The sequence below is a fragment of the Aeromonas sp. R4-1 genome (genome assembly GCF_040908325.1).
Lineage (GTDB): Bacteria > Pseudomonadota > Gammaproteobacteria > Enterobacterales > Aeromonadaceae > Aeromonas > Aeromonas veronii.
In genome coordinates this window covers 25,291-50,682 of the sequence record NZ_JBFODM010000088.1, presented here as the reverse complement: position 1 = coordinate 50,682, position 25,392 = coordinate 25,291, and the positions used below count along the sequence as shown (strand labels likewise).

At 61.2% G+C, this 25,392-nt stretch carries 22 protein-coding genes; 8 read left to right on the top strand and 14 right to left on the bottom strand.

What is annotated here, in order from left to right; all coding sequences use genetic code 11:
• Positions 1–14: 14 nt before the first annotated feature.
• The gene (locus AB5Y90_RS16580) at positions 15–437 is read right to left on the bottom strand and encodes a hypothetical protein (RefSeq protein ID WP_111809133.1); all 423 of its coding nucleotides are present in this window, start codon (positions 435–437) and stop codon (positions 15–17) included.
• A gap of 88 nt (positions 438–525) precedes the next feature.
• Between AB5Y90_RS16580 and AB5Y90_RS16575 the strand changes: the two genes are divergently transcribed.
• Complete coding sequence (locus tag AB5Y90_RS16575) at positions 526–1,194, top strand: response regulator transcription factor (RefSeq protein ID WP_149152059.1); 669 nt, start codon at positions 526–528, stop codon at positions 1,192–1,194.
• Complete coding sequence (locus AB5Y90_RS16570; protein ID WP_368167306.1) at positions 1,191–2,435, top strand: sensor histidine kinase; 1,245 nt, start codon at positions 1,191–1,193, stop codon at positions 2,433–2,435. The genes AB5Y90_RS16575 and AB5Y90_RS16570 overlap by 4 nt, the downstream gene beginning before the upstream one ends.
• A gap of 95 nt (positions 2,436–2,530) precedes the next feature.
• On the opposite strand, the gene rimK is transcribed toward AB5Y90_RS16570, so the two are convergent.
• Both rimK and metH read right to left on the bottom strand, forming a co-directional pair.
• The gene (rimK, locus tag AB5Y90_RS16565; protein WP_005340088.1) at positions 2,531–3,427 is read right to left on the bottom strand and encodes a 30S ribosomal protein S6--L-glutamate ligase; all 897 of its coding nucleotides are present in this window, start codon (positions 3,425–3,427) and stop codon (positions 2,531–2,533) included.
• A 231-nt stretch (positions 3,428–3,658) separates the two neighbouring features.
• Positions 3,659–7,354, bottom strand: a complete 3,696-nt coding sequence (gene metH, locus AB5Y90_RS16560; RefSeq protein ID WP_368167339.1) for a methionine synthase — start codon at positions 7,352–7,354, stop codon at positions 3,659–3,661.
• A gap of 216 nt (positions 7,355–7,570) precedes the next feature.
• On the opposite strand from metH, the gene AB5Y90_RS16555 reads away from it, so the two are divergent.
• Both AB5Y90_RS16555 and AB5Y90_RS16550 read left to right on the top strand, forming a co-directional pair.
• Positions 7,571–8,848 carry a sodium:proton antiporter gene (locus AB5Y90_RS16555; protein ID WP_021231596.1) on the top strand — a complete coding sequence of 426 codons (1,278 nt, stop codon included), beginning with the start codon at positions 7,571–7,573 and terminating at the stop codon, positions 8,846–8,848.
• A gap of 506 nt (positions 8,849–9,354) precedes the next feature.
• Positions 9,355–9,531, top strand: a complete 177-nt coding sequence (locus tag AB5Y90_RS16550; protein WP_005340085.1) for a hypothetical protein — start codon at positions 9,355–9,357, stop codon at positions 9,529–9,531.
• A 153-nt stretch (positions 9,532–9,684) separates the two neighbouring features.
• Here AB5Y90_RS16550 and AB5Y90_RS16545 read toward each other — a convergent pair whose 3' ends face one another.
• Together AB5Y90_RS16545 and AB5Y90_RS16540 are read right to left on the bottom strand one after the other, a co-directional pair.
• A complete protein-coding gene (locus tag AB5Y90_RS16545) occupies positions 9,685–10,182 on the bottom strand; it encodes a GNAT family N-acetyltransferase (RefSeq protein ID WP_368167304.1) in 498 nt (165 codons plus the stop codon).
• Positions 10,183–10,310: 128 nt separating this feature from the next.
• Positions 10,311–11,132, bottom strand: coding sequence for an HDOD domain-containing protein (locus AB5Y90_RS16540; protein ID WP_151287142.1), 822 nt, complete (start codon positions 11,130–11,132; stop codon positions 10,311–10,313).
• Between the two features lie 169 nt (positions 11,133–11,301).
• On the opposite strand from AB5Y90_RS16540, the gene AB5Y90_RS16535 reads away from it, so the two are divergent.
• Positions 11,302–11,568 (top strand): hypothetical protein, encoded by a 267-nt coding sequence (locus AB5Y90_RS16535; protein ID WP_151287143.1) that lies wholly within the window; start codon positions 11,302–11,304, stop codon positions 11,566–11,568.
• Between the two features lie 73 nt (positions 11,569–11,641).
• On the opposite strand, the gene aphA is transcribed toward AB5Y90_RS16535, so the two are convergent.
• Complete coding sequence (gene aphA, locus AB5Y90_RS16530; RefSeq protein ID WP_139425957.1) at positions 11,642–12,361, bottom strand: acid phosphatase AphA; 720 nt, start codon at positions 12,359–12,361, stop codon at positions 11,642–11,644.
• A gap of 106 nt (positions 12,362–12,467) precedes the next feature.
• Positions 12,468–13,142, bottom strand: coding sequence for an ATPase (locus AB5Y90_RS16525; protein ID WP_019446503.1), 675 nt, complete (start codon positions 13,140–13,142; stop codon positions 12,468–12,470).
• Between the two features lie 166 nt (positions 13,143–13,308).
• Between AB5Y90_RS16525 and AB5Y90_RS16520 the strand changes: the two genes are divergently transcribed.
• The 3 genes from AB5Y90_RS16520 to AB5Y90_RS16510 all read left to right on the top strand — a co-directional run bounded on the left by AB5Y90_RS16520 (position 13,309) and on the right by AB5Y90_RS16510 (position 15,852).
• Positions 13,309–14,628 (top strand): MFS transporter, encoded by a 1,320-nt coding sequence (locus tag AB5Y90_RS16520; RefSeq protein WP_265783906.1) that lies wholly within the window; start codon positions 13,309–13,311, stop codon positions 14,626–14,628.
• A 138-nt stretch (positions 14,629–14,766) separates the two neighbouring features.
• A complete protein-coding gene (locus tag AB5Y90_RS16515) occupies positions 14,767–15,489 on the top strand; it encodes a MarC family NAAT transporter (protein WP_307895657.1) in 723 nt (240 codons plus the stop codon).
• A 159-nt stretch (positions 15,490–15,648) separates the two neighbouring features.
• Positions 15,649–15,852 carry a hypothetical protein gene (locus AB5Y90_RS16510; RefSeq protein ID WP_005340062.1) on the top strand — a complete coding sequence of 68 codons (204 nt, stop codon included), beginning with the start codon at positions 15,649–15,651 and terminating at the stop codon, positions 15,850–15,852.
• 132 nt (positions 15,853–15,984) lie between these two features.
• On the opposite strand, the gene tldD is transcribed toward AB5Y90_RS16510, so the two are convergent.
• From tldD to AB5Y90_RS16475, 7 genes are all read right to left on the bottom strand, one after another.
• Complete coding sequence (tldD, locus tag AB5Y90_RS16505) at positions 15,985–17,433, bottom strand: metalloprotease TldD (RefSeq protein ID WP_307895659.1); 1,449 nt, start codon at positions 17,431–17,433, stop codon at positions 15,985–15,987.
• A 133-nt stretch (positions 17,434–17,566) separates the two neighbouring features.
• The gene (locus tag AB5Y90_RS16500) at positions 17,567–18,373 is read right to left on the bottom strand and encodes a carbon-nitrogen hydrolase family protein (RefSeq protein ID WP_139440796.1); all 807 of its coding nucleotides are present in this window, start codon (positions 18,371–18,373) and stop codon (positions 17,567–17,569) included.
• A gap of 19 nt (positions 18,374–18,392) precedes the next feature.
• Positions 18,393–18,980 carry a nucleotidyltransferase domain-containing protein gene (locus tag AB5Y90_RS16495; protein WP_307895660.1) on the bottom strand — a complete coding sequence of 196 codons (588 nt, stop codon included), beginning with the start codon at positions 18,978–18,980 and terminating at the stop codon, positions 18,393–18,395.
• Positions 18,977–19,309: a Dabb family protein gene (locus tag AB5Y90_RS16490; protein ID WP_158110912.1), complete on the bottom strand. Its 333-nt coding sequence runs from the start codon at positions 19,307–19,309 to the stop codon at positions 18,977–18,979. Before AB5Y90_RS16490 ends, AB5Y90_RS16495 begins: the two co-directional genes overlap by 4 nt.
• Positions 19,310–19,343: 34 nt before the next feature.
• Positions 19,344–23,237: a YhdP family protein gene (locus AB5Y90_RS16485; protein ID WP_307895661.1), complete on the bottom strand. Its 3,894-nt coding sequence runs from the start codon at positions 23,235–23,237 to the stop codon at positions 19,344–19,346.
• On the bottom strand, positions 23,238–24,707 hold the full coding sequence (gene rng, locus AB5Y90_RS16480) for a ribonuclease G (RefSeq protein ID WP_005340056.1): 1,470 nt from the start codon (positions 24,705–24,707) through the stop codon (positions 23,238–23,240). It lies immediately after the preceding gene.
• 95 nt (positions 24,708–24,802) lie between these two features.
• Positions 24,803–25,390, bottom strand: coding sequence for a nucleoside triphosphate pyrophosphatase (locus tag AB5Y90_RS16475; RefSeq protein WP_005340055.1), 588 nt, complete (start codon positions 25,388–25,390; stop codon positions 24,803–24,805).
• Positions 25,391–25,392 lie beyond the last annotated feature (2 nt).

The following is a 25,392-nucleotide window of genomic DNA, read 5'->3' as shown; positions in this document are numbered from 1 at the left end:
ACGCAGAGATCGGATCAGTCATCCTCACGGCAGCGGCTCAGGCGCATGCCGTCAAACTTGCACTCCAGCTCCAGCCAGCGCCCTTCGAACGGCGCCAGACTGCTGTCCGAGGTGGTGTAGCCCCAGATCCGTCCCCCTTCGACCGGCCCTTCCAGATCCATCTCGTCCTTGTCATCTTCGTCGAGCGCTTCGACCTTGCGCACATAGCGCACGCCGTTCTCCACCACCCCCTTCATCTCGACCCAGGTACCGCCGAGATCATCCTCGTTGAGCCAATCCTTGAAGCGGGTCTGGTCGTCGATCACGAACGGCATGCCGTTGACCATCAACTGGCCAAGCTGCCAGGTGGTGCGGCCGGTCAGTTTGAATTCGGTCGCCTGTGCGGTGCCAAGTGGCAACAAGATCAACAGCAGGAGGGCGCAGAGAGACTTCTTCATCAGGGATCCTCGGGGTTACACTGGCAAACAGGATGCCGAATCCGGTGTGAAAAGAGCGTGAAACGCTCACCAACCAGGAGAGCAAAGCATGAAGATTTTGGTAGTGGAAGACAATCCTCAGGTGGCGGAAACCATCATGGATTATCTGGAGCTGGCCGGTCACCGCCTCGATTGTGCCTATCACGGTCAGGCGGCGCTGCAACTGCTGGAGGAGCAGCGTTTCGACGTCATCATCATGGATGTGATGATGCCACGCCTCGATGGCCTCAGCACGGTGGCTCGCCTGCGCGAGCAGGGGATTGCCACTCCCGTGCTGTTTCTCACCGCCCGCGACAGCCTGGAAGACAAGCTGGCAGGCTTCAAGGCCGGTGGCGACGACTATCTGGTCAAGCCGTTCGCCATGGAGGAGCTGGAGGTGCGACTGCAAGCCCTCAGCCTGCGTGGCCCGCGCGGCGATGTGGGGGCCATCAGCTTTGGCGATCTGACGATCGATGTCGCCAGCGGCCGCGCCACCCGTGCCGGTGAGCCCCTCAAGCTCGGCAAGATCCCGTTCCAAATCCTCGCCCTGCTGGCCCGCCGCGCCCCCGCCATCGTCAGCCGTCAGGAGGTACTCGACACCGTCTGGGGGGATGAGGAGCCCGACTCCGATGCCCTGCGCAGCCATATCTACGCCCTGCGCAACGCGCTCGACAAACCCTTCCCCACTCCCATGCTGGAGACCCTGCACGGCCAGGGCTACCGACTGGTGAGCGCATGAGTCTGCCGAGCCTGCGCCGCCGCCTGATCATGGCGCTCGGCGGCGCCGGGGTGGTGCTGCTGATCCTGCTCTCCGGCCTGATGCTGGTGGCCGAAGACAAGATGGAGGAGCTGAGCCTGCGCCACTGGCTGGAAGCGGAAGTCACCCGCTACAGCGATGACTGGCTGCGACTCGGCCCGGCGGCCGCCGCCCCGAGCCCCAGACAGTTCTCCAGCTACTGGACCGAGGCGGGACGCCTGCCGAAGTGGTTGAAGCCCTACCAGACTCCCGGCTTTTTCGAGCATCAGCTGGGCAAGGAGGACAAACACTTTCTGGTGGCCCGTCACCCCTCCGACGAGGGACTGCTCTATCTGGTGTTCAACGACGACGCTGACGACTACCTAGACCCCTACGAAGACAAGCTGCATCTGGCCACCCGGCTGATCGGGGTGACCCTGCTGCTGGGCTGCCTCGGCTTCGGTATCTGGCTGGTACGCCATATCACAGGGCCGCTGCAACGGCTGCAACAGAGGGTCGCCCACCTCACCCCGGATCAGGCGGATTTCGAACCCGACGCCCCCTGGCAGGAGCTACGGGATATCGAGCTGGCGCTGCTGGCCGGCAAGCAGGAGGTGAGCGCCGTATTCGCTCGCGAGCAGGAGTTCAGTCGCTTCGCCAGCCACGAGCTGCGCACCCCCAACATGGTGATCCAGGGCTCGGCGGCCCTGCTCGGCAAGGTGACGGATCTGCCCGCGCCAGCCGCCCGCGCCACCACCCGCATCCGCGCCGCCGCCGACGAGATGGCGCTGCTCACCGAGACCTTCCTGCTGCTGGGCCGCAAGGAGGCGGTGGAGCGACCGCTGCAACAGGTCACCCCGCTGATCCGTCAGGAGCTGGCCCGCCTCGCCCCGCTGTTGCAGCGGGAGGCGCTCGATATCCGGCTTAACCTGGACGAGAGCAGCGAAGTAAACGCCCCCCTCTCCCTGCTCGCCATCGCCCTCGGCAACCTGCTGAAAAATGCCCTGAGCTATGCCGAGGGACATATCGAGATCGAGCTGCGTGGCCCGGTGCTCACCATCAGCAACCCGACGGCGGCGGCGCCGGATCAGATCCTCGGCTACGGCTGTGGTCTCACCATCATCCAGCGCATCTGCGAGAAACTCGGTTGGAAGATCGATACCCGGCTGAAGGACGGAATTTTCAGCGCCCGGCTGGCGATGATCACTGCCGAACAGTTCCCTCTCCCTTTGGGAGAGGGTTAGGGTGAGGGCGCAGTGGCACCGCCAACCCACCAGCCAGATAGCAACAAGGCGCCCGAGGGCGCCCTGTTTCTATCTGACAGATGCAAGCCCGAGGCTCACTCCGCCGGCTTATTCTTGCGGCTCGCCTTGAGTTCGAGGAACTCGATGATCTTGCCGGCTACATCCTTGCCGGAGGCGGCTTCCACCCCTTGCAGGCCGGGGGAAGAGTTGACCTCCAGCACCAGCGGGCCACGGGCGCTGCGCAGGATATCGACCCCCGCCACATCCAGCCCCATGATCTTGGCGGCCTGTACCGCGGTCGCGCGCTCTTCCGGAGTGATCTTGATCGCCTCGGCGGTGCCGCCACGGTGCAGGTTGGAGCGAAACTCTCCCGGCTGGGCCTGACGGCGCATGGCGGCAACTACCTTACCGTTGACCACCAGACAGCGGATATCGGCGCCATTGGCCTCGCGGATATACTCCTGCACCAGAATGTTGTTGTTGGTCTGGATAAAGGCCTCGATCACACTCTCGGCGGCTTTCTGGGTCTCGCAGAGCACAACGCCAATCCCCTGAGTTCCCTCCAGCAGCTTCACCACCAGCGGCGCCCCGCCCACCATGGTGATGAGGTCGGGCACGTCGTGGGTGCTGTGGGCATAGCCGGTGATGGGCAGGCCGATGCCGTGGCGGGAGAGCAGTTGCATCGCCCGCAGCTTGTCGCGGGAACGGCTGATGGCCACCGAGCTGTTGAGGGCCATGGTGTTCATCATCTCGAACTGGCGCAGCACGGCTGTGCCGTAAGCGGTAATGCTGGCCCCGATCCGCGGGATCACGGCGTCATAACTTCCCAGCTCCCCACCCTCGTAGTGAATGGAGGGGTTGTGGGAAGCGATATTCATATAGCAGCGCAGGGTGTCGAGCACCTCTACCTGATGACCGCGCGCCTGTGCCACCTCGACCAGACGGCGGGTGGAGTAGTTTTTCGGCTCACGGGATAAAATGGCGATCTTCATGACAATTCCGCTAGAAGGCTGTGCCTGGGCAGGATGGGGCGGGAGAGTATAAGGTGCCACAGCGCCAAGACAACGCCAATTGTTTATCCTGACAACAAGACAAACCACGCCAAACCGCACTCTACCCTGTCACTGTGACCAACAGGTTAAACGGCGGCTCTGCGCAGGTTGTTCAACCCGTGCAAGGATGCCGCCGTTTCTCGTTAAAGATCAACCGATGTCACGCGGAAATCAGTTCAGGTTTGGCCCCAACCAGCGCTCGGCCTCTGCCAGCGTCATCCCCTTGCGAACAGCGTAATCTTCCACCTGATCGTGCTGGATCTGCGCCACTGCGAAGTATTTGCTCTCGGGATGAGAGAAGTACCAGCCTGACACGGCAGCCCCCGGCCACATGGCGTAGGATTCGGTGAGCTGCATGCCAATGGCCTGCTCGACATCCAGCAACTCCCAGATGCTCCCCTTCTCGGTGTGCTCCGGGCAGGCCGGATAACCGGGGGCCGGGCGGATACCCTGATAGTTCTCGCGGATCAACTCCTCGTTGCTGAGGGCCTCGTCGGGAGCATAACCCCAATGAACCTTGCGCACCTGCTCGTGCAGATACTCGGCAAAGGCTTCGGCTAGACGGTCGCACACCGCCTGAATGAGGATGGCGTTGTAGTCATCGTGCTGCGCCTTGTAGGCCTTGGCGATGGCCTCCTCACCGATGCCGCCGGTCACCGCGAAGGCGCCGATCCAGTCGGGCTTGCCGCTCTCTTTCGGCGCCACATAGTCCGCCAGACAGTAGTTGGGGAAGCCCTGCTTCTCGCTCTGCTGGCGCAGGTGGTGCAGCACCTTGATGACCTCGGTGCGCGACTCGTCGCTGTAGACCTCGATGCTGTCCCCTACCGCGTTGGCCGGGAACAGGCCGATCACCCCGGCGCAGCGCACGCTCTGATCCTTTTCCAGCTGGTCCAGCATGGCGTTGGCGTCGGCAAACAGCTTGGTCGCCTCCTCGCCGATGATCTCGTCCTCGAGGATGCGCGGGAATTTGCCCGCCAGCTCCCAGCTGAGGAAGAACGGCGTCCAGTCGATGTAGGGGCGCAGCACCGAAATGGGCACATTTTCGAATTTCTGCACCCCGAGCTCGCGGGGCTTCGGCGGCTGGTAGCCAACCCAGTCCAGCTGGTGCCGGTTGGCGCGGGCATGAGCCAGACTGACCGGACGGGAGCGCGGCTGCTTGCGGGCATGCTGATCCCGGGCGATCTCGTACTCCTTGTCGATGCGGGCGACAAACGCCTCCTTCAGATCCGGGCTGAGCAGGCTCTGGGCCACCCCCACCGCGCGGGAGGCGTTGGAGACATAGACCACAGGCTCCGAGTAGTTCTGCTCGATCTTCACCGCAGTGTGGGCCTTGGAGGTGGTGGCACCGCCGATCAACAGCGGCAGCTTGAAGCCCTGACGCTCCATCTCCTTGGCCACGTGCACCATCTCGTCCAGCGACGGGGTGATGAGACCCGACAACCCGATGATATCGGCGCCGACCTCACGCGCCGTCTTGAGAATCGTCTCGCAGGAGACCATGACCCCGAGGTCGACAATCTCGAAGTTGTTGCACTGCAGCACCACCCCGACGATGTTCTTGCCGATGTCGTGCACATCCCCTTTCACGGTCGCCAGCACGATTTTGCCGTTGCTGGAGCCGCCCGATTTTTCCGCCTCGATATAGGGCTGCAGATAGGCCACCGCCCGCTTCATCACCCGCGCCGATTTCACCACCTGCGGCAGGAACATCTTGCCGGCGCCGAACAGATCGCCGACCACGTTCATGCCATCCATCAACGGCCCTTCGATGACGTGCAGCGGCTTCTCGGCGCCAGCGCGTGCCTCTTCGGTATCCTCTTCGATAAAGTCGGTGATCCCCTTGACCAGCGCGTGCTCCAGCCGCTTGCCCACAAGCCAGCTACGCCACTCCTGATCCCGCGGATCCTCAGCCTGAGCGCCGGCACCGCGATACTTCTCGGCGATGGCCAGCAGCGCCTCGGTGGCGTTGTCATTGAGGTTGAGCACCACCGCCTCGACCTTCTCTTTCAGCTCCGCCGGAATGTCTTCATAGATGGCGAGCTGACCGGCATTGACGATCCCCATGTCCATGCCGTTCTTGATGGCGTGGTAGAGGAAGACGGCGTGAATGGCTTCGCGCACCGGCTCGTTGCCGCGAAACGAAAACGAGACGTTGGAGACGCCGCCGGAGATCATGGCGTGGGGCAGGTGCGTCTTGATGTCCTTCACCGCCTCGATGAAGTCCACCGCGTAGTTGTTGTGCTCATCGATGCCGGTCGCCACCGCGAAGATGTTGGGGTCGAAGATGATGTCTTCCGGCGGGAAACCGACCTGATCCACCAGGATCCGGTAGGCACGCTGGCAGATCTCGAACTTGCGGGCGCGGGTATCGGCCTGACCCGCTTCATCGAACGCCATCACGATGACGGCTGCGCCGTAGCGGCGCAGCAGTTTCGCCTGCTGAATGAACTTCTCCTCCCCCTCTTTCATGGAGATGGAGTTGACCACCGGCTTGCCCTGCACGCACTTGAGGCCCGCTTCCAGCACCTCCCACTTGGAGGAGTCGATCATCACAGGCACCCGGGCGATATCCGGCTCACCGGCGATGAGGTTCAGGAAGCGCACCATGGCCGCTTCGGCGTCCAGCATCCCCTCGTCCATGTTGATATCGATGATCTGGGCGCCGTTCTCCACCTGCTGTTTGGCAACATCGAGCGCCTCGTCGTAGAGCCCCTCCTTGATCAGCCGCTTGAACTTGGCCGAACCGGTAACGTTGGTGCGCTCCCCTACGTTCACGAACATGGATTCAGGGGTAATGATCAGCGGCTCGAGGCCCGACAGGCGGCAGGCCACCGGCAGCTCGGGCAGCACGCGCGGCTTGATACCCGCCACGGCATCGGCCATGGCGCGAATGTGAGTCGGGGTGGTGCCGCAGCAACCGCCGACCATGTTGAGGAAGCCGCTTTGGGCCCACTCGCGGATATGCTCAGCCATCTCACCCGCATCGAGATCGTACTCGCCAAACGCATTGGGCAGACCGGCGTTGGGGTGGGCACTGACGCAGGATTCGCTGATGCGAGACAACTCCTCCACATACTGGCGCAGCTCGTCCGGCCCCAACGCACAGTTGAGACCGAACGACACCGGTTTGACGTGGCGCAGCGAGTGGTAGAAGGCTTCGGTGGTCTGGCCGGAGAGGGTTCGGCCGGAGGCATCGGTAATGGTGCCGGAGATCATCACCGGCAGGCTGTAGCCCAGCGCCTCGAACACCCCTTCCACCGCGAAGGCGGCGGCCTTGGCGTTGAGGGTATCAAAGATGGTCTCGATCAGAATGATGTCAGCGCCGCCCTCAATCAGGGCGTGGGTCGATTCGGTGTAGGCGGCCACCAGCTGGTCATAGGTGACGTTACGCTTGCCGGGATCGTTCACATCCGGCGAGATGGAGGCGGTGCGGTTGGTGGGGCCCAACACCCCTGCTACAAAACGCGGCTTGGCGGGGTCTTTTGCCGTCCACTCGTCTGCCACGGCGCGGGCCAGACGGGCGGCTTCCCGGTTGATCTCGGCCGAGAACTCTTCCATCTCGTAATCGGCCATGGCGATGCGAGTGGCGTTGAAGGTGTTGGTCTCGAGAATGTCGGCCCCGGCAGCGCAATACTGCTCGTGGATCTCGCGGATCACCGCCGGACGAGTCAGCACCAGCAGATCGTTGTTGCCCTTGATATCGGTATGCCAGTCGGCAAACCGCTCACCCCGATAATCCGCCTCCCCGAGTTTGTAGCCCTGGATCATGGTGCCCATGGCCCCGTCGATGATCAGGATCCGCTCCCTGAGACAGGCTTCCAGCTTCTTTGTTACGTCCGACTGCTTGCTCGGCTCTCTGCTCGACATTACGTTCGACACCGCGTGTTCCTCTTACATCCATGCAACTGCGTAAACAGCATCCTAACAGCAAACAAATAAAATGGAAATCTAGCCGTCTATCAGTCCAAATGCGCCACCATATACTCATTTATGGGTAATGAGTAACATAGGGCCCGAGAGTAACCTATGCCCGTCCTGCATAGGGATACGTGCTTGCTGTCTACCAACGAGAAAAAAATAACTATGAGCGTCTACTACACACTCTGTTTTCTGGCAGCGTTGGCGATTTTTATCGCCTTTGCCAACCAGTATGTTGTGAAGATCCAGACCACCATCGCCATTACTGCGGGCTCCATGCTGATCTCCGCACTGCTGGTGCTGTTTGGCAAACTGGGTTGGTTCAACCTGGAACCTCTTGCCGTCAAGACCATGGAGAGCATCGACTTCCAGAACTTCCTGCTGAAGGGGATTCTGGGCTTCCTGCTGTTCGCCGGTGGCCTCGGCATCAACCTCAAGGCGCTGCGTAGCCAGAAGTGGGAGATCACCATTCTGGCCATCATTGCCACCCTGCTCTCCACCTTCCTCATCGGCTACGGCTTCTGGTTTATCGCCAAGCTGCTGGGCTGGGAGTTGCCGCTGGTCTACTGCATGCTGTTCGGTGCGCTGATCTCACCCACTGACCCGATTGCCGTACTGGCCATCGTCAAGAAGATGAAAGCGCCACCCCAGATCGCCATCCAGATCGAAGGGGAATCCCTGTTCAACGACGGCGTTGGCCTCGTCATCTTCGCTACCGTGTTTGCCGTCGCCTTTGGCGGTGTCGAGCCCACCTTCGGTAGCGTAGCCGGTCTGTTCCTGCACGAAGCCCTCGGCGGCATCCTGTTCGGTGCCGTGCTGGGCCTCATCGCCCACGTGATGATCAGCGCCACCGACGACGGTTCATTGGAGCTGCTGCTGACCCTCTGCATCCCGACCGCCGGTTTCGCCTTTGCCAACATGATCGGCGTCTCCGGCGCACTGGCCATGGTGGTCACCGGCATCATGATCGGCAACTGGACCCGTCACTCCGGCTTCTCCGAGCAGAGCAGCCATCACCTGGATCACTTCTGGGAGTTGATGGACCAGTTCCTCAACGCCCTGCTGTTCCTGCTGATCGGTCTGGCGCTGGTACTGCTGGATCTCGCCTGGCGTGACTGGATCCTGCTGGTCATTGCGGTGCCGCTCTGCCTGGGTGCCCGCTTTATCAGCGTGTCGCTGCCCTATGTGGCTTTCCGCCGATTCCGCAATTACAACACCTTCTCGGTGCGGATCCTCACCTGGGGTGGCCTGCGCGGTGGTCTGGCCATGGCGATGGCACTGGCACTCCCCTCCGGCGTCATGATGATACCGGAACATGGCGTCGACCTGCGTCAGGTCATCCTGGTGATGACCTACTCGGTGGTGATGTTCTCCATCGTGGTGCAAGGCATGACCATCACCCCGATGATCACGGCTGCCAAAAAGGCCTGTGGCGACTACTGAGTCGGCCCACTGTGCTGATTGCAGAATGAGAGAGGGCTCCCGTCGGGAGCCCTCTTGTTATGGCGGATAGTTGCGAATATTTACTGCTGATAGCACCTTGATTACACAGAGGAAAAGCGTATTTACTTCAACATAGGCAAATTATTGTTTGCTTTTTATTCATTTCGAGGAGAGAATGCGCGTCGGCTAGTTAATCAGCCCTGTTTATGTTTACCCTGCAATGCTTCACCTCACGATGAATCCTGCCAGTACCCGCATAACCTTCTTCTGATTTACTCGCCTTGAGAACCGTCAGGCTGTCTGCCTGCGTTGCCCGGCTCTCACGGTGCAGACCCGATCTGCCCACCCAATTTGATTTATGCATCAGCATATTCCTTGAAAGTGCAGACGCCCCTTAACCGGGCTGGGTATTCCTGCGCGCTTGTCGTTCACCCAATCGACCGCGCCCATTGACCTGACATTTGCCAATACAAGGAGCAAACACCTAATTTATATAGAGAAATACCATGATGAAAGCAGTACAAACACACAAGCCCCTGCGTCGCAGCAAACCCATCAACCTGCCTGTGCAAGAGCACGACAATGATGCGTTTCTGATCCAGTTCAGCACCCGCTTCAGCGGCGGTTTCGCCATATCCTGTGATGGTATCGCTGGCGAGTTCTCCATCGAAGACCTCAACTGATCCTGCCTGCCCTCCGGCAGCGCCCGATGCAGACAGGCCGCAACTCACGGCGGCCTCTTTGCTTCTCTCACGCCTTTAGCCAGCTCCAGTCTCTTGCTTGTCACTCAGCCTGACAGCTACCTCGCCATTCGCTTTTCTGCTCTCTGACCTTGATCACTGCTCCAGCAGCAGGCACTCATCTGCATCTTCGCTCAACTTGACCAGTCGACTGCGCACCAGCCCCAGCTTGGCCAGCAGGCCGATGGATCGCTCGTTGCCCGGGGTGACGATGGCAACGACCTGCCCGATCCCCAGCCGGCTTTTGCCATCGGCAAGGGCGGCCTGCGCCGCTTCAATGGCGTAGCCCTGACCGCGATATTGCGGCAGGAAGGCATAACCGATATCGACCTGCTCCAGGGTATCGCGCTTGATCAAACCGCAGATACCGAGGCTGACACCGTCCTCTTTGCGCTCCACCAGATAGAGTCCGTGACCATAGCGGGCATAGCTGACCGCCGGCCCCTGCTGGATATACTCCTGCCCCTGCTCCAAAGTGCGAATGCCCCGATCACCGATGTAGCGATAAAAGTCGCCGTCATTGAGCAGCTCAAGGATGAAGGGGGCGTCGGTGGCGATCATTTCGCGCAGGATCAGGCGGGAGGAGGCAATCATGGCAAAGGCTCTCAAACGGAAAGTGAAGGGCAAAGAGTGCCCCGTCACTCCAGGGCTGGCAAGCCTGTGGCGCCATCGGCCATGAAAAAGGGGCCATGTTGGCCCCTGATGAGATGGGATAAACGGGCTCAGGCAGCCAGCAACCCGGCGTAGCCATTACCCTGCTCGCGCAGGGCAGTGAACTGGGCGGCACAATCGCCCCAGCTCAGCCCCAGTGCATCTGCCACCTTGTGGGGCCACTCGGGTGGCGCCTCTTCCCCCACATCGGATTGCGCAGCCAGCACGATCGCCAGATGGATCAACCCGGCCTCGGGAGAGAACTCCTTGGCCAGCATGGGGTTGTAGTGATACTCCACCGCATTGCTGATGGTCTCGGGGAACTTCCAGTAGCGTGCCATGGCCGCCCCGACCTGGGCATAGTTGAAGCCGACCACCAGCTCTTCCGCCTTGGCCCGCCCCTTGTGCAATTCCAGATCGTGAATGTGGTGGACGGTGTTTTCCGGCAGGCCCACATGCATCACCAAGCGGCCGAGATCGTAGAGCAGGGCGCAGGTAAAGACCTCATCCCCTTTCATCCCCTTCTTCACCGCCAGACGACGCGCCAGCTCCGCCACGTTGAAAACGCAGCCCCAGAAATGTTTGAGGTCAATGCCGGGCACCGCAGTGACCGATTCGGTGAGCCCGCAGGCCAGCACCATGTTGCGCACCATCGCCAACCCCAGCCGCACCGCGGCTTCATTGACGGTGCCGATCTGACGACTGCTGCCGAATTTGGCCGAGTTGGCCAGCCGCAGCAACTTGGCGGAGATGACAGGGTCCTTGTTGATCAACTTGCTGATCTTGAGCAGATCCGGATCCTTTTCATTGAAGGTCTGGATCAAATCGCGCATCACTTCCGGGATCTGGGGCAGTAGCTTGGGCTCGGCCAGCAGGGAATCTATCGTGGGCATAGGCGTGTCCATCCATGTTATCTGTGTTCCAACCTGTTTGCCTTGGCAAACTCCTCCTAATTATGGGTAACAAATGGCCTCCCCATCGGATTGTTTATTCGCTGGTCATTCAAGGTGTTAGTCACATTCAGGCTATACTGGCCGCCACATTCACTGTTGCGGATATCCCATGAACGACACTCAGGAATTTTTTGATGAAGACGCGCTGCTGGAGATGGTGGAGAACCAGCTCAACGACGGTCACCCGCCCCATGTGAAGGCGACCCTGATGCGGCTGGTGATGAAGGGCACCCCGCGGGAAGAGGCGCTGCAATATATCGCCTGCGCCCTCGGGGCCGAGCTGATGGCAATGGAGGCCGATCAGGGCCCCTTCAATCTGGCCCGTTACGGCGAGTTCCTCGGCAGCCTGCCCGAGATGCCGTGGGCAGACGACTGACCCGAGCTGGATGACGGATGCAAAAAGGGCGGGTGCCAATGGCCCCGCCCTTGTTGCATGGATCCGCTCCGGATCAGAACTGGGAGTTGATGACCACCTCTTCCCCCAGCGCCCCTGCCAACGGCAGTGGCCGATAGCTGGAGTTGGCGGCCCGCAGCAGACGAATGCCGCGAATGCCGACCTCCTGCGCTGCCTTGATATCCCCATCGGCATCGCCGTAGAAGAGCTTCATCTGCTTATCCTTGAGCCACTGCACCTTGGTGTTCTGGCCCGGCTGATCACCGGCGAAGATCACCGGATTGAGCTGGTCGGCCGGAATATTCATGGTCTGCTGCAAGGTCTGGCTCACAGTTTCGGTCTTGGTGGCCGAGCGGCCGGTGACGAAATAGATGTGGTCTCCGCGCTTGAGATGCATGGCGATGAGCGCCTTGCCCACCTCTTTCGGCATGCTGAACGCATCCCAGCCATTGTTCATCTTCTCCCAGAAGGCAGGGTTCTTCAGGTAGCTCTCGTCGTTGGGGGAGAACTCCTGCTTGCCGCGATAAAAACCCGGGCTGGAGAAGAGCAGGGTATCGTCGATGTCGAAGCCGACTGCCATCGGGGGCAGGCCATCCAGACTCTTGGCAATCTGCTCCACTGACACCCAGTGGATCGGCGCCTGCTGGGCCAAGGTGACGGTGGTGACACCGGCAGGGATAGGCTGAACGGTAGCGGCTTGACCCGCGACTGCAGGCAGAGAGAGGGCGGCAGCCAGCAAGGAGGCAAGCAGCGCCGGACGAGAGACGTGTTTCATAAGGCAGGTTGTCATCTTGAATCAAAAGAGGGGGCCAATAGTGCCCCCATCCCGCCTCTCAAATCTGTGAATGCTCCAGCAAAAGGGAGCATTTGACGCCCGATAATTAATCTTCGATTGGCAGCAGATCGGTAAAGACAAAGCCATCGCGCAGCACTGTCTCGCCGACCCGAATGCCAAGCGGGCGGGAGAACATGGGGCCATCATAGGCCAGGGTGTGAAACTCGCCGTTCTCGCCGCACGGATCGACCCCCTCCGGCAGCGCCGCCAGCAGTGCCTCGTCAAAATCGTGCCCCCCCAGGCTGGCATCCAGCTTGTTCGGGTCGAGAGCACTGATCCTCGCCTTCAACCCAGCGGCCACCATCTGCGGCGCCAGTTCACGGGTATTGCTGCCCCACAGCGGGAACAGTGGTTCGATGCCGGTACCTGCCAGCTGCTTTTCACGGTAGGCTCGCACATCCTCGAGGAACAAGTCGCCAAAAGCCATATGGCGGATCCCCTGTGCCACCACATCGGCGATAAAGCCGGTCATGATGCGGGCGTAATCCTCGTTGCTGCAGGGCCAGGGCAGATCGATGGTGATGAGGGGCAGCCCGACGCAGGCGGCCTGTTCGGTCAACAGCTGCTTGCGCACCCCGTGCATCGCCACCCGCTCGAATGCCTGATTGAGGGTGGTAAATAGCCCCACCACTTCGATGGCGGGATCTTGCCGCAACTGATGCAGTGCCCATGCGCAATCCTTGCCGCTGCTCCAGGAGAGCAATACCCGTTTCTTTTCCATCATTCCTCCGCCAGCGGGGCACTCGGATTGCCCCAAAAAGATGCAAGACAGTGTTGCGAATTGCGCGATTTACACACAAGAGGCAGGCAGCATACTCTCGATCACCTGTATATGCCCCTTGCACGGGGTGACAATAACTAAAAAAACCGATGGGAAACATACGGATATGACCACGACCACACAACAACATGATCACGCCCGCCCCCTCAATCGACAGGATTACAAAACCCTGAGTCTGGCTGCCCTCGGCGGCGCGCTGGAGTTTTACGACTTCATCATCTTCGTCTTCTTCGCCGTGGTCATCGGCGAGCTGTTCTTCCCGGCCGATATTCCCGAGTGGCTGCGCCAGTTCCAGACCTTCGGCATCTTCGCCGCCGGTTATCTGGCCCGACCGCTTGGCGGCATCATCATGGCCCACTTTGGCGATCTCATCGGTCGCAAGCGGATGTTCACCCTCAGCATCATCATGATGGCGCTGCCAACCCTGTTGATCGGTCTGCTGCCCACCTATGCGGTGCTCGGCATCGGCGCCCCCATCGCCCTGCTGGGCCTGCGGATCCTGCAAGGCGCCGCCATCGGCGGTGAAGTGCCGGGCGCCTGGGTGTTTGTCGCCGAGCACGTCCCTGCCCGTCGGGTCGGGGTCGCCTGCGGCACGCTCACGGCGGGATTGACGGCCGGCATCCTGCTTGGCTCCCTCATCGCCACTGCGGTCAACAAGAGCCTGACACCAGCCGAAGTGAGTGACTGGGGCTGGCGAGTGCCCTTCCTGCTGGGCGGTATCTTCGGCATCGTCGCCATGTACCTGCGTCGCTGGTTGCACGAGACCCCGGTCTTCGCCGAGATGAAAGCCAACAAGACCCTGGCTGATGAGCTCCCCCTCAAGTCGGTACTGCGCAACCACAAGAGCAGCGTGATGGTCTCCATGCTGCTCACCTGGCTGCTCTCCGCAGGGATCGTGGTGGTGATCCTGATGACCCCCACCTATCTGCAGAAGGTCTATGGCATCAGCCCGGCCGACGCCCTGACCGCCAACTCGCTGGCGATCGTGGCCCTGACCCTCGGCTGCATCGTCTATGGTCGACTGATCGACCTGCTGGGCAGCGGTCTCACCTTCATGTTCGGCTCCCTGCTGCTGGCGGGCTCCAGCTACGCCTTCTATCACGGTCTGGCGGCCAGTACGAGCCAGCTGGTACCGCTCTACATGCTGGCAGGCTTTGCGGTCGGGATTGTCGGCGCCGTGCCTTACGTGATGGTCAACGCCTTCCCGCCGGTGGTGCGTTTCTCCGGTCTGTCGTTCTCCTACAACGTGGCCTACGCCATCTTCGGCGGCCTCACCCCGATGGCGGTGACCCTCTGGATGAAGAGCGACATGCTGGCCCCCTCCCACTATGTGGTGAGCCTGTCGGTGCTGGGTTTCGCCATCGGTCTCTGGCTCTGGTTCCAGCAACGGGCCATCCGGCAACAGCAGGCACCGCAAGCGGCCTGACCCGAACAACAAGCCCCGGCAGATGCCGGGGCTTTTTTGTACTGCTTATGTTCAGTTTCGCCAGCATAAGATAGCCTCCCTCTGGGGCCTGCCACCCGCGTTGCCCCATGACGTCCAACTCTTTATCCGAGGCTCAAGATGTTCTTTCAGGTCGTATTACTCACCTTGCTGGCGCTGCTGCCCATGGTCAACCCGCCCACCACGGCCACCCTGCTGCTGGGACTGAGCAAGGGGATGTCGCGCGAACACGTGCGCCGTCAGGTCAATCTGGCCGCCATCTATCTGTTCTGCACCCTCTGCATCACCTTCTTTATCGGATCCTCGATCCTGGATCTGTTCGGGATCTCCATTCCGGGCTTGCGCCTGGCCGGTGGCCTCATCATCGGCTTTATCGGTTTTCGCATGCTGTTCCCCGCCCCCAGTCAGCAGAGCGGGGTCGATATAAACCAGAGCATTGCCTTCGTACCGCTCACCATGCCCAGCATGTGCGGGCCGGGCACCATGGCGCTGGTAATAAGCGGGGCAGCCCAGATTGCCGAGCTGCCTGACGAGTACAACCGCCTCACCATCTACGCCGGTGTGGTAACAGCGTTTGCCCTGATGAGCCTGATCAGCTGGGGGGTATTGAAGCTGGCGGATCCGGTCTGCAAGATCCTGGGCGCCACCGGTATCGACGCCATGACCCGCATCATGGGCTTCCTGCTGGTCTGCATGGGTATGCAGTTTTGCATCAACGGCATCAAGGAAGTGGCACAGGATCCGGTATTCCACGGCGGCCAGACCGTGCAAACCGCACCGGCGCTACCAAAGGCTTCCGGCACGTTTGATCAGTTGCCGCAAAAGCCCGCCAGCTCTGATTGAAAACGGTATCAAAAAGTCCCTGACGATCTGCACTGATCTTGTTCCTGATCATGTTATTGACACACAAATGAGTTAGTTTGTTTTTCATACAGACTGTATTCAGATGGACGCTGATAGGTTTGTTGATGAATACCCACTCAACTTCAGGAGAGTATGCAGATGGACAAGATGCTGACCGAAATAGGGAGCCATAGCCTGTTTCACGAGTACCTGAACGTGGTTGGGATTGCGAGCCCATCCCTCGCCAAGATCGAGCAACGCTGGGAATATAAAGATCAAGAGCAGCTGGTTGCCAAAATCCAGATCGACAAACAGGGTAACGCTCGCTATTTCATCGACGCTCGCGCCATATCCGTCAACTGATACCGAATAACCCGCCAGCCCCGGTCCAACGACCGGGGCTTTTTGTTGCCTGTGGTTCCCTGAATAGCAAAACCCCGGCAAGAGCCGGGGTTTGAATGCGTCGGGTTACGCTGCTGCGCGGCTATCCCAAACCTACGAAGTGCCACCCACGGTGAGCTGGTCCAGTTTGAGGGTGGGCTGGCCGACACCGACCGGCACGCTCTGCCCCTCCTTGCCGCAGATGCCGACCCCGCGATCCAGCGCAAGATCGCTACCCACCATGGAGACCTGGCTCATCGCTTCGGGGCCGTTGCCGATCAGGGTCGCGCCCTTGATGGGAGCGGTGATCTTGCCATCCTCGATGAGGTAAGCCTCGGAGGCGGAGAAGACAAACTTGCCGGAGGTGATGTCCACCTGACCGCCGCCGAAGTTGGGGGCATAAATGCCCTTCTTCACCGAGGCGATGATCTCCGCCGGATCGTACTGACCCGCCAGCATGTAGGTGTTGGTCATGCGCGGCATCGGCATGGCGGCGTAGGATTCGCGGCGACCGTTGCCGGTAAGCGGCACCCCCATCAGGCGGGCGTTCTGCTTGTCTTGCAGATACCCCTTGAGGATACCGTTCTCGATCAACACGTTGTAGCCACCCGGTGTCCCCTCGTCATCAATGGAGACGGAGCCGCGCCGACCCGGCAGGGTGCCATCATCGACGATGGTACAGTGCTTGGAAGCCACCTGCTCGCCGATGCGACCAGCAAATGCGGAAGATCCCTTGCGATTGAAATCCCCCTCCAGACCATGACCTACCGCCTCGTGCAGCAGCACGCCAGGCCAGCCGGAGCCCAACACCACCGGCATGGTGCCGGCTGGCGCGTCGATGGCTTCCAGATTGACCAGCGCCTGACGCACCGCTTCACGCACATAGCCAAAGGCGCGGCTCTCCAGCCCGTCCAGTTCGAGGAACCAGTCGTAACCAAAGCGCCCGCCGCCACCGGCACTGCCACGCTCGCGGCGATCGCCCTTCTCGGCGATCACGGTCACCGACAGACGCACCAGCGGACGCACATCGGCGGCCAGGGTGCCGTCGGTCGCGGCCACCAGCACCTCTTCGTAGACGCCGCTGATGGAGGCCATCACCTGATTGATGGCGGGGTCCAGACTTCTGGCGAAATTGTCCATCTGCTCCAGCAGGGCGATCTTCTGGTGCTTGTCGAGGGTTTGCAGCGGATCCATGGCCGGATAGAGCAGGTTTGCGGAGGTTCTGGCCCACGCCTTCACCTTGCCGTGAGCACCGGCAGCGGCTATGCCGCGAGCGGCGGTCACCGACTGTTGCAGCGCCAGCAGGCTCAGCTCGTCCGAGTAGGCGAAGCCGGTCTTCTCGCCGCTGACGGCGCGCACCCCGACCCCCTGATCGATGTTGTAGCTGCCATCCTTGACGATGCCATCTTCCAGCATCCAGGACTCGTGCCAGCTGCGCTGGAAATAGAGATCGCCGAACTCCACCTGATGGCTCATCAGGCTGCCGAGCAGCTGCTGCAGGCGCCCTTCGTCGAGATCGTTCGGGGCCAACAGGGAGGCACTAACCTGGCTCAATAGACTCAATCTTCTTCTCCACTCTCGTAACGAGCTGTTTTAAATCGTCTTGCCGACGGGTTGGCAACAAGCCACACCATCACAACAAACGGGCATGCTCCAGCACGGGCAAACGGCTGCGTTTCAATTTTTTACCACACCATCAGAGCAAACGGGCGTGTTGCAGCACTGGCATGGTGCGTTTCAATTCGTCGATAAGCCCGGGCTCCATCTTCGCCAGCACGGTACCGCGCCCGGACTCTTTGCTCGCCAGCACCCGGCCCCAAGGATCGATCACCATGCTGTGGCCCCAGGTCTGGCGCCCTGTCTCGTGAGTGCCGCCCTGATTGGCAGCGACTACGTAGCACTGGTTTTCGATGGCGCGGGCCCGCAGCAGCGGCTCCCAGTGCGCCTCGCCGGTCACGGCGGTAAAGGCGGCAGGCACCAGCAGCACTCGGGCACCGGCACCGGCCAACTGGCGGTAGAGCTCGGGAAAGCGCAGATCATAACAGATCGAGAGGCCGAGGGGACCAAAGGGAGAGTCCACCAGCACAGGCTCCTTGCCGGGGCTGAAGGTCTCCGACTCCCGATAGCGACCGTGATTGTCCGCCACATCCACGTCGAACAGGTGGATCTTGTGGTAGTGGCCCCTGAGCTCACCGCTTGGGTTAAACACCAGCGAGCTGGTATGGATATGGTCGGAATCTGCGATGGTGGTCGGCATAGCCCCGGCCACCAGCCAGATGCCATAATCACGGGCCCATTCAGCCAGTTGCCGCTGGATCGGGCCCTCACCTATGGCCTCGGCCCCATCCAGATAACCCTGCCGTTCGCCAAACAGGGCAAAGTTCTCCGGCAGCAGCACCAGCAGTGGCCGCTCTTTGGGCAAGGCCGCCAGTTCAGCGGCGGTCTGCTCCCGGTTATCCTGCCAGTGACGGCCAGATACCAGCTGTATTGCGGCTAACCACATGACGTTCTCCTTGTCCGTATTAATCGCGATCCACAATATTCGGGTCTTTATCCATCTCGGCCAGCAGCTTGCGAAGATGATGCCGGACCAATCCCCGCTGCCCCCGCTCCGCCCATTTGAGGCAATCGAACAACTCCCAAACCAGACCATCTCCTTCGGCCATATAGGCAGGAAAGTCCCAATGGCTTGGGGCAGTGCCAGATACCTCAAGCGCATCAAGGGAGGAAGTTTTATCGAACAGTGGCAAATAAGGTTTGGCAAGGGGGAACTCAGCCCCCCGATCAAGGATGTGGACCTCGATGCTGGACATGTCGAGAAATATGAAGCGCCAGTATGAACAGACCTCTTCATGTCTTCCTTGCCAGCAGTGAAAGATGGGCCGATCCCCCACAATGGTGCGCACCAGTTCGTCTCCCTGCTTATGGAAGCCGGGCTCGGCCAGCAGCAAGAGATCGACATCGGATACCCGGTCTGCCTTGCCCTTGGCGAGCGACCCAACTACTACCCCGGCATCAATCGCAGGATGGGCTGCGCCATGTTTCATAACCGACTCCAGCAGTGCGCGCTGCAGTGGCGGGATGGCAGCCCAGTGCTCATCCACCATCATAACGGCCCCTCTGACACAACCCGATCCCCCGCCTGCAGGGTGTAATCCAGCACTATGATGCGCTCCAGCACCGGACGGAAGATGGCCTTGAGGGCATCGTGATCAGGATGGGGCAGATAGCGCTGGCGGGCCGCTTCGTCGGCGAAGGTCATCAGCACGCTGTGGGTAAACCCCTCGGCTCGCCCCTCCGGGCTGTCATCCCGACCCCACTCCACAGCGGTCACGCCGCTGACCTGATGGGGAATGGCGAGAAAGGCGGTACGCACCGCGTCTATCCGGGCAGGCTGGGTGCCCGGCTTGAAGGCGATCAGCAGGATATGTCGGATCATGGCTCACTCCTTGTGATGGTGCCGGGCCGCTCGTTCAGCGCTGAGCGGGCCCCGCGTGTTTGGGGCTCAGCAGGAAAGGGGTCACCTCTTGGGTCGGCAGGCCGGGGGCAACGGCGTCAACCGCCTCTTTCTGCTGCTGGTTGAGCTTGATGCGCGCGCGATCTCGTCCCGCCTCGATCAGCTTGGGTGCGTCGAGCGGGCCCGAGATGCGAAAATCGATGCGGGTCACCACATCCACCACCGGCTCCAGCAGTTTGGAGAGGGCCAGCACATAGAGCCCCGTGACCGGCGTGATGGAGAAGGCCGCCACCACCGGCAGGGTGCCCCCCAGATTGGGGGAGAAGCTCAGCTCGTAGTCGAGCTGCCAGCGCACCAGATCGGCGATCCCCTCGCCGCGCAGGTTGCCTGCCGCCCCCTTCATATAGAAATCATCGTTGCTGACCTGCCCCTGCTTGATGGTGGCAGAGGCGGACATGGATTCGAAGTAGAAGCCCTTGTCGAACACATCGCGAAAATCGAGCCGCAGCTTGCGCAGCAGGGAGTCGAGACTGAGCAGGGAGAGCAGCCGCGCCCCCTTGTCGTTGACCTCGCGCAGGGTGCCGCCCTCCAGCTGATAGTTGGCACTTCCCCCCAGAGTCGGCAGGTTCGGACGATAGGGCACATCCTGCCAGTTCAGATCAAAAGCGAGGGAGCCGGGGGCATCGCCGATGGGCGAGGTGTAGCCGAGCCGCTTGAGCAGCAGCTCGCTGTTGTTGCTGGTCAGCTTGCCACGAGCGCGGGTCTCCATCCGGTTGCCATCGGCCAGCCAGTCGACGCTGCCGGTGAGCTGACTCCCCGCCAGCCGCACATCCAGCCCCTTGAGGGTCACCTTGTTGGCGCCGGGCACCAGCTCCCCTTTCACTTCACCAAGCGGCAGCTCGCCAAAGCGGCAATCGACACAGCTAACCTTCAACCAGGGGATGGATGCCATGATGGCGTTGTCCTGCTTGGCATCGGGATCCGGGCTGAGATCCGAACTCTTGCCGGACCAGTAGATGCGGGCAAACTTGGCATCCACCGGGCGATTGGCCACTGCGGGCAGGCGGATCACCCCCATCACGTCGGGGCTGTCGATCATCACTTCGGTCGCCTGATTGGTCGGCCCCACGGTGAAACGCGCCGCCTTGAGGGTGGCACTGCCGATATAGGCGCGAGCCAGTTGCCCATCCACCCACCACTCCTGCGGCAGGAAGGCGGGGCCGACCACCGCATTGCCGGTCTGGTTCTGCGCTGGCAGCCACTGCTTGAGTCGCGCCAGCCAGCCGCCCACATCGGCCTCCTGCTGGTTGATGGCAAGCAGCATGGGAGCATCGCGCATTACCCGGGCGCCCGGCTGACCCACATCGACCCGCACCCGGCTGAGATAAGGCACCCCTTCGCCGTAGACCAGTCGGGTCTGCATATCCACATCAGCCCCCAGTACGGCGCGAATGTCGGCGCTGCCATCCCGGCCACGGGCGATCACCTTGAGCGGCAGTCGACTGGCACTGCTCTTGGCCAGCGGCAGCGGCAGATCCAGCGCCATCCCCTGCAGGTTGGAGTCGAGCGCCAGCTGGAAGCTGAACGGCTTGCTGTCGGGCAGGGTCAACCCAAGCTTGCCGCCCCAGTTACTGCGGCCGTTGAGAATGCCGAATGAAGAGATGGCGGCGGGTTGGCGGCGACTATCCCACTGCCCCTTGAAATCGAGGTCGACCTGATAGTGATCCGGATGCTGGCGCCCCTGATAGTCGAGGGTCAGCGGCTGGTTCCACAGGCTCGCCTTGAGATTGCTGAAGCGGGTCTGCTCGTTGTCATATTCGAGCCGCCCCTGCACCTTCTCCAGCGGCAGATCCAGACTGGCGACCCGCACCTTGTTGTTGCTGAAGGTGGCATCGCCGCTCGCCTTCACCTCACTCTCGCCATCGAGAGGAATATCGAGCTTGACCGAACCGGCCATCGGGCCGCGGATCTCGATCTCCCGCAGCGCCTGACCTACCGAACTACCCAGCGGGGAATCCTGCAGATAGTCGCTGATGGCCTTGCCCTCCCCCTGCACCTTGGCATCCACATAGAGATGGGCGCCGGGGGATAGATCCGGGATCCAGGCATGCACCGAGTCGGAGCTCGCCTTGCCGAGTTTGGTGGAGCGGCTGCGCATATCGAGACCGGCATTCTGGAACAAGAGATCGATCTGCAGGTCGGTGAGCGGTTGCCAACCGGGGAAGAACTCGTAGGTGGCCTGCTCCAGCGGCACCGCCACCTGGAAGATGCCCTTGCCGTTGTCGTAGGGAAAGTCCCTGAACTCGCCATACCAGAGCAGGTCGGCCCCCTTGGCCTTGCCCCCCTTGATGGCGCCGCTCAGGTAATCCACCAGCCCCTTGTCCATCGCCTGCAGCGGGAAGTAGCGATCCGCATGGCCCGCATTCTTCACATCGATGCGGCCGGTCAGGGCGAGGAAAGGGTGCTCGAACAGATCGAGGCGGAAACGGCTGGCCAGAGTCAGATCCGGGTTATCCAGCGCGATATCCTGCCCGTAGAGCACCCAGCCCTGTTCCTCGCGCCACCAGTCGAGGCGGGCCGAGAAGCTGTCGACCGGGATCGGCATCTTGAAGTGACGTGCGGGATCAACCTTGTCGTTCGCCAGCGCCAATCTGGCACTACCGCCGGTCGGGGTAAGCCAGAACTCGCCGTTGAGATCCTGCATCCCGGGTATATCCTGCCACGCCTTGAGACGCACCTTGCTGAAGCGGCCACTGAGGGAGAGATCCTGCCAGTCGGCATTGGCCAGCAGCGTCAGATCCTGCACCGAACCCTGCGGATTGGTCTGGCGCAGGGTCTCGCAGAGTGTGGGGTAGAGCGCCGAGACCAGCTGACTGATCTGGGTGATCTTGTCGAACTCTATGCTGGGCAGATAGCCCTGCACCCGATCCCCGATCCGCTCCAGCTGCAAGCGGCTCTGCAACCAGGGTTTGCCGTCCAGCTTGAAGTTGACGTTGTGGCTGGCCAGTTGCCAGTCGGTGCCATCCCGGCGCAGCTGGATCTTGCCACCATCGAGGCCGAAACGGTGCATCTCCCCTTTCTTGGGATCCTTCCAGATCAGGTAGTTGTTGCCAAACGCCAGCAGGGTATTGCCCAGCTTGCCGCTGTCAAACTCGCTCCAGAGCTGGAAGTCGAGCTGACCGGCAACCTTGGGTTCGCCCGCATGGATCTTGGCCAGGGTCGGGGTGATATCGAGCTGGCGGGCCCCCAGATAGAGTTGCCCCTTGAGGCGATCGAGCCGGGCAGTCGGGGCGTCCACATCCAGAATCAGATCGATGGTGCTCTCGCCCACCCCGTTGATGAGGTAAGCCTTGCCGACCCCCTGATGGCGCTTGCCACGGTTCTGCCAGCGCAGTTGGGCGATGTCGAGGGCGCGCAGATCACCGAGGGAGGTGGTGACGCTGAGGCGGGTGTTGTGCACATCGAAGGTGGAGAGCTGGGTCAGCAGAAAGCGCAGCAGGGCGCCCTGCTGGGGATCGCCGGAGGGGCTCTCGTCAGCCGGTTGGCGCAAGTCGATGGTGATATCGCCATCGCTCAGGATCAGCTCGCCAAACACCGGCTTGAGCTCGTTAATGGTGCGCCAGAAGTCGAGATGCACCCAGGCTTTGCCGAGCTGTACGGCAAAACGCCCCGAATCCGGGGCGATGGCGAGTTGCTGCAGTTCGAGGGCGGGCCCGGACTGTGTCCAGTCCAGCCCCACTTGCTCCACGCTGACCTTGAGTTGTGAATCGCCCAGCAGAGTGTGGATCAGACTCTCCCGGTATTGATTCAGCAAAGGGCCCCCGACCCGTACCAAGGTGACCAGCATGGCCATCAGTACGAACAGGACCCCCAGGGCCAACCAGCCCCGACTCAGCCAGCGATAGACCAATTACATCATCACCACGTCGAACTGTTCCTGACCACAGAGGGGTTCGCTCACTACCCGCACCTGCTTGCCGATGAACACTTCCAGCTCCGCCAGACTGTGGGACTCCTCGCCATGGAGGTAGTCGGCCACGGCCGGGGCCGCGTAGACGGTGAACTGATCCGCATCGTAGGCACGATTGACCCGGATGATCTCCCGCAGGATCTCGAAGCAGACCGACTCCACCGTCTTGACCCGGCCGCGCCCCTTGCACTCGGGGCACTCGGAGCAGAGTACATGCTCCAGACTCTCGCGGGTGCGCTTGCGGGTCATCTCCACCAGACCGAGCTGGGAGAAGCCGTTGACGTTGGTCTTGGCACGATCCTTTGACAGCGCCTGCTCCAGACTGTGCAGTACCCGACGGCGGTGATCCTCGGACTGCATATCGATGAAGTCGATGATGATGATGCCGCCAAGGTTGCGCAGGCGCAGGTGACGGGCGATGGCCGCCGTCGCCTCGACGTTGGTATTGAAGATGGTCTCTTCCAGATTGCGATGGCCGACAAAGGCGCCGGTGTTGATATCCACCGTGGTCATGGCTTCGGTCTGGTCGATGATGAGGTAGCCGCCGGATTTCAGCTCCACCTTGCGCTCCAGCGCCCGCTGGATCTCGTTCTCCACGTCGTAAAGATCGAAGATGGGCGACTCGCCGGGGTAGTACTCCAGCTTGCTGGCCAGCTCCGGCACGTACTCTTCGGTGAAGCGCTTGAGCTGATCGAAGCTCTGGCGGGAATCAACGCGGATCTTGTCGAGCTCGGCACCGACGAAGTCGCGCACCACCCGAAAGGCCAGACTGGGATCCTCGTAGAGGATCTTGCAGGGTGGATACTTCTGCTTGCGCTCGAGGATCTTGCGCCACAGACGCTTCAGGAAGGCGGCATCCTGCTCCAGCTCCTGCTCCCCCACCCCTTCGGCGGCGGTGCGGATGATGTAGCCGCCCAGTTCATCCACATAACCGGCCACGGTACGCTTGAGACGCTCTCGCTCTGCTTCGGACTCGATACGTTGGGAGACACCGACGTGGGCACTGCCAGGCATAAAGACCAGATAGCGGGATGGCAGGGTGATATCGGTAGTGAGACGGGCACCCTTGGTACCCAGCGGATCTTTCACCACCTGCACCATGATGTCCTGCCCCTGACGCACCAGCTCGGCGATGTTACCGACCTGGAACTGCTCCTTCTCCTTCACCGCCACACACTCGGTGTGAGGGACGATATCAGAGGCGTGCAAAAAAGCTGCCTTGTCCATGCCGATATCGACGAAGGCCGCCTGCATACCCGGGAGTACCCGGCTGATCTTGCCTTTGTAGATATTGCCCACGATGCCGCGTTTGGCCTGACGTTCTACATGCACTTCCTGCAGCAGACCGTTTTCGACCAGAGCGACCCGGGTTTCGGAGGGGGTAACGTTAACCAGCAGTTCTACCGACATAAGTAACCTTGCCTGTTCCAGTTTTGAATTCTATAGAGCCAATCCGGTACAACGCGCGCAAGGGAGAAACGCAGCAGAGCACAGCTGACGGGAAATTATTTGAGCTGTTCCAGATGATGCTTGATCAGCAAGTCTGTCTCCAGCAGGGGCAGGCCGACCACGGCGCTATAGCTCCCTTCGATGCGGCTGACAAACTTGCCGGCAATACCCTGAATGCCATAAGCCCCGGCCTTGTCACAGGGCTCACCGGTCTGCCAGTAGGCCTCGATCTCGGCCTCGTCCAGCTTGCGAAACGCCACGTTGGTGGTGACCAGACGCACGTCACAACGATCCTTGCTGGCCAGCGCTACCGCCGTCATTACTTGATGCACCTTGCCGGAGAGGGACTCCAGCATATCTTTGGCATCCAGCAGATCGGACGGTTTCTCCAGTACCCGGTCGCCCAGCACCACTATGGTGTCGGCACCCAGCACCGGCAACGCCGTCGGCGCACACGCCACGCCCGCCATCGCCTTGTCACGGGCGAGACGGCAGACATAATCCTGCGCCTTTTCACCCTCTTCCCGCTGCTCGGGCACATCCAGTTTCAGCACCTCGAAGCGGTAGCCAATCTGGGTCAGCAGTTCACGGCGACGGGGAGAAGCCGAGGCGAGATAGAGTTGTGGTTCGTTGTTTTTGTTCATAT